The organism is Mycobacterium sp. E1715 (assembly GCF_001667625.1).
Lineage (GTDB): Bacteria > Actinomycetota > Actinomycetes > Mycobacteriales > Mycobacteriaceae > Mycobacterium.
This window is the reverse complement of the sequence record NZ_LZJJ01000508.1, coordinates 1-11281: the sequence shown is the minus strand read 5'-3', so window position 1 is coordinate 11281 and position 11281 is coordinate 1. Positions and strand designations below refer to the sequence as shown.

General features: G+C 67.7%; 14 protein-coding genes, 4 tRNA genes and 1 pseudogene. 12 read left to right on the top strand and 7 right to left on the bottom strand.

All coding sequences use genetic code 11. The annotated features are described in order from the left end of the window. Positions 1-250: pseudogene (locus A9X03_RS25065) on the top strand (hypothetical protein); the annotation flags it as partial. A gap of 15 nt (positions 251-265) precedes the next feature. On the opposite strand, the gene A9X03_RS25060 reads toward A9X03_RS25065, so the two are convergent. The 3 genes from A9X03_RS25060 to A9X03_RS25050 are packed head-to-tail and all read right to left on the bottom strand — an operon-like array spanning position 266 to position 1440. After that, positions 266-469: a zinc transporter Slc39a7 gene (locus tag A9X03_RS25060; RefSeq protein ID WP_068263494.1), complete on the bottom strand. Its 204-nt coding sequence runs from the start codon at positions 467-469 to the stop codon at positions 266-268. Between the two features lie 19 nt (positions 470-488). Beyond that, on the bottom strand, positions 489-896 hold the full coding sequence (locus A9X03_RS25055) for a metalloregulator ArsR/SmtB family transcription factor (protein WP_082974569.1): 408 nt from the start codon (positions 894-896) through the stop codon (positions 489-491). A gap of 43 nt (positions 897-939) precedes the next feature. Continuing rightward, a complete protein-coding gene (locus tag A9X03_RS25050) occupies positions 940-1440 on the bottom strand; it encodes a nucleoside deaminase (RefSeq protein WP_068263489.1) in 501 nt (166 codons plus the stop codon). An 85-nt stretch (positions 1441-1525) separates the two neighbouring features. On the opposite strand from A9X03_RS25050, the gene A9X03_RS25045 reads away from it, so the two are divergent. After that, positions 1526-2422: a class I SAM-dependent methyltransferase gene (locus A9X03_RS25045; RefSeq protein ID WP_068263487.1), complete on the top strand. Its 897-nt coding sequence runs from the start codon at positions 1526-1528 to the stop codon at positions 2420-2422. 31 nt (positions 2423-2453) lie between these two features. Here A9X03_RS25045 and A9X03_RS25040 read toward each other — a convergent pair. Further along, positions 2454-2526: transfer RNA gene (locus A9X03_RS25040), tRNA-Lys, on the bottom strand. Positions 2527-2650: 124 nt separating this feature from the next. Here A9X03_RS25040 and A9X03_RS25035 point away from each other — a divergent pair. The 3 genes from A9X03_RS25035 (at position 2651) to A9X03_RS25025 (ending at position 2929) form a co-directional block, all read left to right on the top strand. Then, positions 2651-2723: transfer RNA gene (locus tag A9X03_RS25035), tRNA-Glu, on the top strand. Positions 2724-2752: 29 nt separating this feature from the next. After that, positions 2753-2829 (top strand) — tRNA-Asp (locus tag A9X03_RS25030). Between the two features lie 26 nt (positions 2830-2855). Then, positions 2856-2929, top strand: a tRNA-Phe gene (locus A9X03_RS25025). Positions 2930-3008: 79 nt separating this feature from the next. Here the strand turns inward: A9X03_RS25025 and A9X03_RS25020 are convergent. From A9X03_RS25020 to A9X03_RS25015, 3 genes are all read right to left on the bottom strand, one after another. Continuing rightward, a complete protein-coding gene (locus A9X03_RS25020) occupies positions 3009-3263 on the bottom strand; it encodes a DUF2510 domain-containing protein (protein ID WP_067781382.1) in 255 nt (84 codons plus the stop codon). Between the two features lie 171 nt (positions 3264-3434). Beyond that, complete coding sequence (locus A9X03_RS29495; RefSeq protein WP_156670031.1) at positions 3435-3644, bottom strand: hypothetical protein; 210 nt, start codon at positions 3642-3644, stop codon at positions 3435-3437. 297 nt (positions 3645-3941) lie between these two features. After that, a complete protein-coding gene (locus A9X03_RS25015; RefSeq protein ID WP_068263485.1) occupies positions 3942-5651 on the bottom strand; it encodes a CocE/NonD family hydrolase in 1710 nt (569 codons plus the stop codon). 58 nt (positions 5652-5709) lie between these two features. Here A9X03_RS25015 and A9X03_RS25010 point away from each other — a divergent pair, with 58 nt between their 5' ends. The 7 genes from A9X03_RS25010 to A9X03_RS24980 form a co-directional block, all read left to right on the top strand. Further along, complete coding sequence (locus A9X03_RS25010; protein WP_068263479.1) at positions 5710-6312, top strand: TetR family transcriptional regulator; 603 nt, start codon at positions 5710-5712, stop codon at positions 6310-6312. Positions 6313-6354: 42 nt separating this feature from the next. Beyond that, on the top strand, positions 6355-7047 hold the full coding sequence (locus A9X03_RS25005; RefSeq protein ID WP_067751908.1) for a M15 family metallopeptidase: 693 nt from the start codon (positions 6355-6357) through the stop codon (positions 7045-7047). Between the two features lie 56 nt (positions 7048-7103). Further along, the gene (locus tag A9X03_RS25000; RefSeq protein ID WP_067751911.1) at positions 7104-7916 is read left to right on the top strand and encodes a class I SAM-dependent methyltransferase; all 813 of its coding nucleotides are present in this window, start codon (positions 7104-7106) and stop codon (positions 7914-7916) included. 73 nt (positions 7917-7989) lie between these two features. Continuing rightward, on the top strand, positions 7990-9567 hold the full coding sequence (locus A9X03_RS24995) for a methylmalonyl-CoA mutase family protein (RefSeq protein WP_067781394.1): 1578 nt from the start codon (positions 7990-7992) through the stop codon (positions 9565-9567). Then, a complete protein-coding gene (locus A9X03_RS24990) occupies positions 9567-9992 on the top strand; it encodes a cobalamin B12-binding domain-containing protein (RefSeq protein ID WP_067781397.1) in 426 nt (141 codons plus the stop codon). Before A9X03_RS24995 ends, A9X03_RS24990 begins: the two co-directional genes overlap by 1 nt. Next, entirely contained in the window at positions 9977-10933 is a 957-nt protein-coding gene (locus A9X03_RS24985; protein ID WP_067759832.1) for an LLM class F420-dependent oxidoreductase, read from the top strand. The genes A9X03_RS24990 and A9X03_RS24985 overlap by 16 nt, the downstream gene beginning before the upstream one ends. Before the next feature lie 47 nt (positions 10934-10980). After that, positions 10981-11281: CoA transferase (locus tag A9X03_RS24980; RefSeq protein WP_369828495.1), on the top strand; the 301-nt coding region annotated here is incomplete at its 3' end.

Genomic DNA, 11281 nt, shown 5'->3' with positions numbered 1-11281 from the left:
CGTTCGCGAACGGTTGGGCTTTGAGTGGTCCGACCGCGACGAGTGGCTGCACCGGCGCTTCGGCAACCTGGTGCGCCTGGTCTTCGCGTTCGTGCCGCGCCGGTACCGCAAGCACCCGCGGGCCCGCGCCGGCCTCGACCGTGCTTCCGGGCGCATCCCGGCCGACGCGCCGCTGCCGCAGACGCCGGCACGCAACCTCCCGCCGGCGGCCGAGCGGGGCGACCCGAAGCATTACTGCCCCGTCTCCTGAGCGCCGGCGCCCGCGTTAGACGTGGGTGTGACCGTGAACGTCCTCGACGCCGGCCTGGTGCACATGCTGATGGCTGTGCTCGGTGCCGTCGGCGTGGCTGTGGTGGTGCTCGTGCTCGACGTGGTCATGCTCGTGCGCGGTGTGCGCGTGCGCGTGGGTCAGGTCGCCATGCCCATGCTCGTGCGCGTGGGGCTGGTCGTGGGTGTGCTGGTCGGTCATCGGTGCCTCCTTGGATCAATCACTTGGTGCCGCCACGCCGCCGGTTCGACGGTTGCGCTGCTTCGCCGACGGCCTTCAGGCCGCCGTCTCTGCGGTGATGACCGGGCACGCCCGGGCCGGCGTGTTCGGCGTTGAAGACGGCGTCGGTGACGAGCTGCCGGACGTGGTCGTTCTCCAGGCTGTAGAAGATCGTCGTTCCCTCGCGGCGGGTGCGGACCAGCCGTGCCATCCGCAGCTTGGCCAGGTGCTGGGAGACCGACGGCGCCGGCTTGCCCACGTGCTCGGCGAGTTCGTTGACCGACATCTCGCGCTCGGTCAGGGCCCACAGCGCTTGCACCCGGGTGGTGTCGGCCAGCATCCGGAAGACCTCGACCACCAGGCTCGCCTGGTCCTCGGGTAAGCGACCTGCACCACTATCTGCATGCATACGCAGATACTACCCGGGGTGCCGCCGCTGCCCCGCGCGCCGCTCAGGGTGACGGGACCACCGTGGACCGCCGCTGGCCGCCGTTGCGCTCGTTCCAGAGCCGGTAGACGTCCACCGCGTCCGCGTGGGGTTGGTAGCGCATCGGCAGGCGCCGCTGGTCCCAGTTCTTGGCGAATTCGTCGTAGAAGGTGGACACCTCGAAGTACTTGCGGTCGTCGAGGTAATAGTCCTCGTACGCCTCGCGCGTGATCAGAAAGACGACTTCCTTCGGTGAGCAGTAGTACAGCGACCCCAGGCACATCGGGCACGGATGCGCCATGACATAGATCGTGCTGTCGACCAAGTGCTCGGTGCCCAGCTTCGTGCACGCTTCACGGATGGCCAGGATCTCGGCGTGGGCCGTCGGGTCGTTCGTCTGCGCCACTTTGTTGGCGCTCTCTGCGAGCACCTCGCCGTCCTGGACGATCACGGTGGCGAACGGGCGGCCGCCCTCCGCGACGTTTCGGCGGGCCAGGTCGATCGTCCGCTGGGCGAAGTCGGTCACAGGTCGCAGGGTAGTCCCGCGGGGCCAAACCGCCCTGCGATACTGACTAGATTGTCTATTTAATTCGGGGGCGAGAGGGAGCACGATGGCGCGCACCGATCGTGATCGTTGGGACCTGGCAACCAGTGTGGGCGCGACGGCCACCATGGTCGCGGCGCAGCGGGCCCTGTCCTCCGACGCGGAGTTGATCGACGACCCTTATGCGGCGCCGCTGGTGCGCGCCGTCGGGATCGACGTCTACGTCCGGATGGTCAACGGCGAAATCCCGGCCGGTGGAGCAGCCGAGTTCAATCCGCAGCGGATGGCGCGCAGCATGGCTTGTCGCACAAGGTTTTACGATGACTTCTTCCTGGAGTCGACTCGGAGCGGCATCGGTCAGGCGGTGATCCTGGCGTCGGGGCTCGATGCGCGCGCCTACCGCCTGCCGTGGCCGGCGGGCACCGTCGTCTACGAGGTCGACATGCCGGAGGTGATCGAGTTCAAGACCTTAACCCTCGAGGAGCTGGGCGCCGAGCCGACCGCCGAGCGGCGCACCGTCGCAGTCGACCTGCGCGACGACTGGGCGACCGCGCTGCGCCAGGCGGGACTCGATCCACAGGCTCCGTCGGCGTGGAGCGCCGAGGGACTGTTGGTGTACCTGCCGGAGTCGGCCCAGGACGCGCTCTTCGACAACATCACCGCCCTGAGCGCACCCGGCAGCCGGCTGGCCCTCGACTTCGTGCCTGACACCGCCGTTTTCACCGACCCGCGCTGGCGCGCCCACCACGACCGGATGAGCGAGCTCGGCTTCGAGGTCGACTTCAACGACCTCGTCTATCACGGCGAGCGCAGCCACATCGTCGACCACCTCAGCCAGCGCGGCTGGCGGACGTCGTCGCGGACGGTAGCGGAACTGCACGCGGCCAACGGCTTCGCCTACGCCGACGACGAGGTCGCCCGGGCCTTCGCGGACGTGACCTACAGCAGCGCGGTGCTCGGGTAAGCGCCGATCTGCCGAGACCATCACGCGCCGGTGCCCCCACCAGGGCTCGAACCTGGGACCTGCGGATTAAAAGTCCGTAGCTCTACCAACTGAGCTATAGGGGCCGCGGAGATTCAGGATACTTGGGCCGCAAACGGGGCTCGTTTGAGGATTGGGCCCGCGGTGACCTAAGCTGACGTGGCTCCTAACGAAACCTCGTTGTGAGTACCCCGGAGTGATTCGGTTCTGGCCCCCATCGTCTAGTGGCCTAGGACGCCGCCCTTTCACGGCGGTAGCACGGGTTCGAATCCCGTTGGGGGTACGCGACGCGGTGACGCGGAGCAGCAGCAAGGCCCTGTGGCGCAGTTGGTTAGCGCGCCGCCCTGTCACGGCGGAGGTCGCGGGTTCGAGTCCCGTCAGGGTCGCCAACTCGGCGAGGCACTTCATGCCTTCCGGCCAGGTAGCTCAGTCGGTACGAGCGTCCGCCTGAAAAGCGGAAGGTCGGCGGTTCGATCCCGCCCCTGGCCACCGTCAAAGCGTTTTAATGCGGTGTCAGTGCCCGCAACTCAGCCTGTCTCGACGCAATCGGCGATTCCGAGAGATGCGGTCAAGCGCGAGGCTGAGTCTGCGCCGTCCACACTCGACCGTCGAAATAGCGCATCATTTGCATGTCTTGCTGGTCGGGGTACCAGCCAGGTGCCAAACCGCTGGTCGCAACGGGCTGTTGTTGTACCACCGGCCGCTCGACAACCGGCCGTTCCGCGCGCGGGGCCGACACTGCGCGGACTACCGTGATGATCACCGCGACAATCGCGATGAGCACCAATATCCAGACAAGGGAATTCACAGCGCCAGCGATCATGAGCCTGCACCCTCTTGTTGCGGCGGTTCCAGTGCATCCTCTAATACCCTCACCCTTTGCCACCGAAACTCGCCGCGCATGCGCTCGACAGTGGTCGCTCGGCACTCCGAGTCGCCCACCGATGTGACCGCGGCCAGCCGGGCCGGCTGGCCGGCCGAGCCGGGGGGCGAGCTATGCCGATTTACGCCGGGAATTAAAGCCGTAATCTCCAAGCCGCGAAGCGCCGCCGGTGCGCTCTAGGCGTTCATCCAGCAGAGCATCCGCCGCGTCGATCGATGGCAACGGGCGGCCCAGTCGGCGAGCTGCATAGCGAAGGGCGGCAACTGATTGCAGCTCCGCGTCGATCGTGTCGATGTCGCGAATGGTGATGTCGCTGGGCATTGCGTCCTCCTGTCGGAGAAATCGTCGCCCCCCGGGTTCCTTTCAGTTACCCAGATTCATGGGCAATATTCCTGACACGCCGGCAATGGTTGGTGACCCATCTGACCGGCACGGTGCCCATGCGGTGCTTGCGGCGGCCAACCGCGACCGGCGAGGGTTCGAGAATCCGCATCAGTTCGGCCGGACCGCAAGAACTTCCGCGGGCACGTCGCCTTCGTCCGTGGCATCGGCCTCCGCGCGGGCTTACCGAGTTGCCTGTCGAATTCACCCCGGCGGATTGACCGGCCGTCACCGGCGCTACCCGAGCACCGGCAGCAGCAACCGCGACGACGAGCGCACCGTGTTCCAGCTGGACGTGCCGACGCTGGCATGGCGGAAGTTCATGATGGCCGGCGTCGACGGGTCCTGGTCGTCACTGGTGAGCGTGAGACGGATGCGGTGGCCGGCCTTGAAGCGTCGGGCGTTGGGCACCAATGGGATTCGGTACTCGACGTCCTCGCCCAGCGGCACCGCTCGGGGGTTGCGGCAGGGCAGCGCCGGCGCGCCGGGGCGACTGGCCGCCTCGTCGACCTCGCGCAGGCTGGCGCGCAGCCAGCCCGCGGTCACGTCGGTCGTTGCCCCGTCGGGTGCCACGTCGTGCAGCGTCGCGATCCACGCGGTGTCGATCGCCGTCGCCGAGGCGACCAGCCGCACTTCGATGTCGCCCACCACGTCCACGTCCTCGGTCAACGGCGCGCCGGTCCAGGTCAGCACCGAAGGCGGATCGATCTCGCTGGGTTTGATGCGGCCCAAACCCGCGCCCAGAACCATGAATTCGCGGCTGCCCGGCTCACCTTCGTCGGCGGCCAAACCACCGTCCGCGCGCAGGGCCAGTTCACGATGCGGGGCGGGGGCCGGTGGCCAGGAGTCGGCGGTTCGCCACCCGTCGGCGCCGGGCAGGAAGTATCGAATGGGTGGCCCATCGGTGATTCCGGTGTCGCGGCCCTTCAACCATTGGTCGTACCAGGCCAGGGCCTCGGTGTGCATGCTTTCCCAGGGCCAGGTCAGACCGAACTCACCGAGCATGCCCATCCGCACGCAGGCGTTGTCCGACAATCCTTTCCATGCGGCGAAGGTCGACGGCAGGTGTAACGGCACGTTCTGCCAATCGCAGCCCAGGTAGACCGGGATGTCGATCTCCTTGAGCAGTGGCAACAGGTTTCGTTCTTCCCACCAATCGTCACGCGTCGGGTGCTTGACCACCGCCTCCTGCCACAACTCGTCCCACGGGTGGGGATTGTGCGGCAGCCTGAGCAGCTGGCGCAGCATCGTGACCGCCGCCTCGCCGTTCTTGGTCTCGAATTTCTTATGGATGCCGGGGCTGTTCAGCGCGCGCCGCGCCAGTCCCACCGGCTTGCTGCGCCACAGTTTGTCGCTGCGGTCGGAGGTGAGGCCCATCATGGCGAGAAACGGTGTGATGAACGACGAACTCACCAGCCCGTGGTGGTTGGCGCCCTCGTACAGGTCGGCGGTCACGGCCAGGGGGAAGATCGCTTTGAGGTGCGGCGGACGCTCGACGGCCGCCTCGAGTTGGGTCATCGCGAAGTAGCTGATGCCGATCATGCCGACGTTGCCGTCGCACCACGGCTGCGCCGCGGTCCACTCGACGAGGTCGTACACGTCCCGGCGTTCCTGCGCGTCGAAGAAGTTGAATGAGCCCTCGGAGCCGCAGGTGCCGCGGAGGTTGGCGATGACGTGCGCGTAACCGCGCGGCACCCAGAAGTCCGTCCTGCCGGCCTCGACGAACCCCGCCGGGGCGCCGAGGTCCTGCATCTGCCGCGGGTACGGCGACGCCGCCAGCAGTGCCGGGAAGCGGCCGTCGGCATCGGGCCGGTGCACGTCGGCCAGAAGCGTTGTGCCGTCACGGACCGTGATCGCGGTATTGATGTCGGTGCGCGACGCGTACCGCGGCTCGCTGAGGTTTCGGTATTCGCGGCCGGTGGTCTGGGGGCCGTTGAGCGTGATCACAGTTTCACGCTATGTTGAAATTAGTTTCAACGCAAGATGAAACTTCGGCTATGGTGGCATGGTGCCGACGCGATCGACGACCCCCGGTCCGCGCGACGAGCGCGGCGTGCTGGCGGCGCGCATTCTGGCCGCCGCTCGCGACGAGTTCGCCGAACATGGCTGGGCCGGCACGGCCATCCGCGCCGTCGCTCGCACCGCCGACGTCGATCCGGCTCTGATCTACCACTACTTCGGCTCCAAGGAGGGCCTGCTCGACGCCGCCACCACGCCGCCGCAGAAGTGGCTCGACGCGGTATCCGCTACGTGGGCGACGCCCAAGGCGGACCTGGGCCGGCAGTTGATCCGCACCGTCTTGGACACCTGGACCGACGAGGAGGTCGGTCCCGTCCTGCGCGCCGTGGTGCTGACGGCCGCCCACGAGGACAAGACCCGGGAGAAGCTGCGGCTGATCGTTGAGCGGGGCCTGATCGGCGGTTCCACCCTTGGAGACGACGAGGGCGACCGACTGCGGCGCAGCGGGCTGATCGCCACCCAGCTGATCGGCTTCGCGTTGTTGCGCTTCGTCTGGAAGATCGAGCCGATCGCGTCGATGTCCGAGGAACAGGTGGTGGCCGCGGTCGCGCCGAACCTGCAGCGCTACGTCGAGGGCGACATCGCATAGGCGCTAACGCAACTCACGGCGACCAACGGCGACAATGACCGGATGCGTCTTTTGCGCCCGAACCTTGCACTCGCGGTCGCGGCGGGTCTGGTCCGTGTCGCGACCGCGCACGCCAGTCCCGACGTCCCGCCGGTGAGCGACGCGGCCCGCGCGGCCGGATTCGTCGACGTCCGCAGCGTGGTCCCCGACGCCATCATCGACCTGCGCTACGCGACCACCAACAACTTCACGCACACGCAGCTGTACCCGTCCGACGCCCGATGCCTGGTGCACCAGTCGATGGCGTCCGGACTGGCGACGGCCGCGACGGCGCTCCGGCCGCAGGGACATCTCCTCGTGTTCTGGGATTGCTATCGGCCCCACGACGTGCAGGTCAAGATGTTCAACGTCGTCCCCAACCCCGCGTGGGTCGCGCGCCCCGGCCAGTATGCGCACAGCCACGAGTCGGGGCGCTCGGTCGATGTGACGTTCACGACGGCAGAGCAGCCGTGCGCATCCGGGCTACACGCGCAGGGGCTTTGCCTGGCCGACATGGGCACCGATTTCGACGACTTCTCCTCGCGCGCAAACGCTTTCGCCACCCAGGGGGTGAGCGCCGACGCCCAGGCGAACCGCGCGGCGCTGCGCGACGCGATGAAGTACGGGGGGTTGGCGCCCTACTCCGGGGAGTGGTGGCACTTCGACGGCCCGGGCGCCGCGGTCGACCGGCCGATCCTGAATGTGCCCGTGGACTGATCTCATATTTCGAGACGAATATTTCAATATATGAGTCACGCCCGTAGGCTTCGGGCATGAACTGCGAAGACGGGGCCACCTACACGCACGGGCACCACGAGTCGGTGCTGCGGAGTCACCAGCGGCGCACCGCGGAGGACTCCGCGGCCTATCTGCTGCCGCACCTGAACTCGGGGCTGTCGGTCCTGGATGTCGGGTGCGGGCCCGGAACCATCACCGCCGATCTCGCGGCCCGGGTGGCGCCGGGTCCGGTGACGGCGGTCGACCAGTCGACCGACGTGCTCGATGTGGCCCGCGCCGAGGTCGAGCGACGCGGCCTGTCGAATGTTTCCTTCGCCACCGCCGACGTGCACCGGCTCGACTTCGCCGACGACGCCTTCGACGTGGTGCACGCGCACCAGGTGCTCCAGCACGTCGCCGACCCGGTGGGGGCGCTGCGGGAGATGAGGAGAGTGTGCGCGCCCGGCGGCCTGGTGGCGGCCCGCGACGCCGACTACGCGGGATTCATCTGGTTCCCGCAACTGCCGGCGCTCGACCTGTGGCGCGACCTTTACGAGCGGGCCGCGCGGGCCAACCGCGGCGAACCCGATGCCGGGCGACGGCTGCTGTCGTGGGCGCGGCAGGCGGGCTTCGCCGACGTCACCCCGACGAGCAGCCTGTGGTGCTACGCGACGCCCGCGACGCGCGAATGGTGGGGCGGGATGTGGGCCGACCGGATCCTGCACTCGCGGATCGCGAGCGACCTGTTGGAGTTGGGTCTGGCCACCAGTGCGCAGCTGGAGGAGATCTCCGCCGCGTGGCGCGACTGGGCGGCCGCCCCCGACGGCTGGATCGCCATTCCCCACGGCGAGATCCTCTGCCGGGTGTAGTGCGCACACAGGTTTGACCAGGTCAAGCGCGTGGTATTGGCATTCTCTTTTTTTGCAAGTACGTTATTCACCGATGGATAATATGGCCCACACTCCGTCGGGTATCCCGCTGCAGCCGGTCTATGGGCCGGCGGACGTCGGCGCGGAGCCTCCGCAACCGGGGGAGTTTCCCTTCACCCGGGGCAACTTCGCGTCCGGCTACCGGGGCAAGCTGTGGACCTTCCGCCAGTACTCCGGGTTCGGCACCGCCGAGGAATCTAATCGCCGGTACCGCTACCTCCTGGAACAAGGCGGGACCGGGTTGTCGGTGGCGCTCGACCTGCCTACCCAGTGTGGCTACGACTCCGACGACCCGGAGTTCGGCGAGGAGGTCGGCCGGGTGGGCGTCGCGGTCGACACGCTGGCCGATTTCGAGGTCCTGTTCGACGGCATCCCGCTGGACAAGCTCAGCACCAGCATGACGATCAACGGAACGGCGGCGATCCTGCTGGCGTTCTACGTCGCCGCCGCCGAGAAAAAGGGGATACCGCGCGCGAAGCTCACCGGAACCATCCAGAACGACATCCTCAAGGAGTACGCCTCGCGCGGGACCTGGATCTGGCCGCCGGAGCCGTCCCTGCGGCTGATCGCCGACACGATCGAGTTCTGCGCGGCCGAGGTGCCGAGGTTCAACGCGATTTCGGTGGCCGGGGCGCACTTCCGCGACGCGGGGGCGAACGCGGTGCAAGAGATGGCGTTCACCCTGGCCGACGGGGTGACCTACTGCGACACCGTGGTTGAGCGCGGCCGCATGACGATCGATCAGTTCGCGCCGCAGATCTCGTTCTTCTTCTACACCCACGGCGATTTCTTCGAGGAGATCGCCAAATACCGTGCGGGGCGCCGACGTTGGGCCACCATAGTCAAGGAGCGGTACGGGGCGACGGCTGACAAGGCGGCGATGTTCCGCTTCGGCTGCGTCTGTGGTGGCGCCTCGCTGTACGCACCACAGGCCCACAACAACATCGTCCGGGTGGCCTACGAGGCGATGGCCGCCGTGCTGGGCGGTGTCCAGTCGATGTTCACCGCGGCCTGGGACGAGCCGTTCGCCCTGCCGACCGAGGAAACCACCACGCTGGCGCTGCGCACCCAGCAGATCCTCGCGCACGAAACCGGCGTGGCCAGCGTCGCCGACCCGTTGGGCGGCTCCTACTTCGTGGAGGCGCTGACCGACGCCACCGAGGCGCGCATCGTCGAGATCATGTCCGACCTCGAGCGGCACGGCGGAATGGTCCACGCCATCGAGGACGGCTATCTACAGGGTCTGATCGCCGACGAGGCATTCAAGGTCCACCAGGACATCGAATCCGGCGCTCGCCCGGTCGTCGGCGTGAACCGGTTCGTGACCGAAGAGCCCGAACACGATGTCGTCACCTATGAGCTCGACGCCGAAGGGCGCGATCTCCAGCTCAAGCGGCTCGCTAAAGTGAAGGCCGAAAGGGATTCGGCCGCAGTCAAATCCAGTCTCGCAGCACTATCGCGCGCCGCCGAAGGGGACGACAATCTGATGCACAACCTCATCGAGTGCGCCAACGCATACTGCACGGTCGGTGAAATGGTCTCCGCGCTCAAGGCGGTATGGGGCGAGTTCCAGCAACCGGTGGTGTTCTAATGGCGCCCCGGATCCTCGTCGCCAAACCGGGTCTGGACGGACACGACCGGGGCGCCAAGATCGTCGCCCGCACCCTGCGCGACGCCGGCTTCGAGGTGATCTACACCGGCATCCGGCAGCGCATCGAGGACATCGCCTCGATCGCCGTCCAGGAAGACGTGGCGGTCGTGGGCTTGAGCATTCTGTCCGGTGCTCACCTCGCACTCACCGCCCGCACCATCGAGGCCCTGCGGGCCGCCGACGCTTCCGACATCGCCGTCGTGGTCGGCGGAACCATCCCGCATGCCGACGTGCCCAAGCTGCTCGCCGCCGGTGCCGCCGCCGTTTTCCCCACCGGCACATCGCTCGATGTGCTCGTGCGCGAGATACGCGCGCTGACCGGAACCCCCGAGCCCGTTGCGGAGGAACAGTGCGCGTCGGAGTGATGATCGGCGCCGAGCGTGGCGACATGGCCCGCAAGGTGCACAAGCTGGCCTCCGACATCGAGTGGGCCGAATCCGCGGGTCTGGACACCGCGTGGATGCCGCAGGTTCCCGACGATTTCGACTGCCTGACCATGGTATCGCTGATGGCCGCGCACAGCTCGCGCATCGAGCTCGGCACGGCGGTGGTGCCGCTGCAAGCCCAGCATCCGATCGCCCTTGCCCGCCAAGCGCTTTCGACTCATGCCGTGACTGGCGGGCGGTTGGCGCTGGGCGTCGGACCGTCGCACCACTGGATCATCCGGGACATGCTCGGCTTGCCCTACGAGAAGCCGGCCGCCTACACCCGCGACTACCTGCAGGTGCTGGGCGCCGCCATCGCCGGGCCGGGACCGGTCGACGTCGAGAACGATTCGTTCACGGTGCACAATCCGCTGGCGATCGGGGCCGACGCCCCGATGCCGGTTTTGGTCGCAGCTCTGGGGCCGGTGATGTTGCAGATCGCCGGCGAGCTCGCCGACGGCACCGTGTTGTGGATGGCCGACGAGCGCGCGATCGGCGACCACATCGCGCCGAAGATCACCAAGGCCGCCGCGGACGCCGGGCGGCCCGCGCCGCGGATCGTCGCCGGCATCCCGGTATGCCTCTGTGAGCCGGCACGAGTCGAGGAGGCCAAGGAGCGGGCCAATCGGATCCTGGGTGAGGCCGAGGTGTCGCCCAACTATCAGCGCCTGCTGGAACGCGGCGACGCCCGTGATGTCGGTGACCTCTGTGCGGCCGGTGACGAGCAGGCGATCCTGACCCGGATGCGCCGCTTTGCCGACGCCGGTGTCACGGACCTGTCCGTGCGGCTGCTGCCGATCGGTGACAACCGCGACGAGCTGATCGCCTCCAAACGCCGCACGCGCGAGATGATCGCCACGCTCGCAACGGAATTGCGGTGACGCCTACCGGGCCGCTCGCGGGGATACGCATCCTCGAGGTCGGCACCATGCTGGCGGGACCGTACGCCACCATGCTGCTGGCCGATCTGGGCGCCGAGGTCACCAAGATCGAGCCGCGCGGCGGCGAGATCTCCCGCGGCGTCGGGCCCAGCTACTTCGCCAGCCTCAACCGCAACAAGTCGAGCATCTGCCTTGACCTGAACTCCGACCCCGGACAGCAACGGCTGGGCGAGCTGGTGGCCGAATCCCATGCGCTGCTGGTGAACTTGAAGCCGTCGGCGATCCGCCGGCTGGGATTGACTTATGAGAGATTGCGGCGGCACAACGAGCGGATCGTGTGCGTCGCGA

Excerpts from the sequence above, each read along its gene's own strand:
- A9X03_RS25060 (WP_068263494.1), bottom strand. The coding sequence starts at position 469 with ATGACCGACCAGCACACCCACGACCAGCCCCACGCGCACGAGCATGGG.
- A9X03_RS25055 (WP_082974569.1), bottom strand. The coding sequence starts at position 896 with ATGCATGCAGATAGTGGTGCAGGTCGCTTACCCGAGGACCAGGCGAGC.
- A9X03_RS25045 (WP_068263487.1), top strand. The coding sequence starts at position 1,526 with ATGGCGCGCACCGATCGTGATCGTTGGGACCTGGCAACCAGTGTGGGC.
- A9X03_RS25020 (WP_067781382.1), bottom strand. The coding sequence starts at position 3,263 with ATGATCGCTGGCGCTGTGAATTCCCTTGTCTGGATATTGGTGCTCATC.
- A9X03_RS29495 (WP_156670031.1), bottom strand. The coding sequence starts at position 3,644 with ATGCCCAGCGACATCACCATTCGCGACATCGACACGATCGACGCGGAG.
- A9X03_RS25010 (WP_068263479.1), top strand. The coding sequence starts at position 5,710 with ATGGTGCCGACGCGATCGACGACCCCCGGTCCGCGCGACGAGCGCGGC.
- A9X03_RS25005 (WP_067751908.1), top strand. The coding sequence starts at position 6,355 with ATGCGTCTTTTGCGCCCGAACCTTGCACTCGCGGTCGCGGCGGGTCTG.
- A9X03_RS25000 (WP_067751911.1), top strand. The coding sequence starts at position 7,104 with ATGAACTGCGAAGACGGGGCCACCTACACGCACGGGCACCACGAGTCG.
- A9X03_RS24995 (WP_067781394.1), top strand. The coding sequence starts at position 7,990 with ATGGATAATATGGCCCACACTCCGTCGGGTATCCCGCTGCAGCCGGTC.
- A9X03_RS24990 (WP_067781397.1), top strand. The coding sequence starts at position 9,567 with ATGGCGCCCCGGATCCTCGTCGCCAAACCGGGTCTGGACGGACACGAC.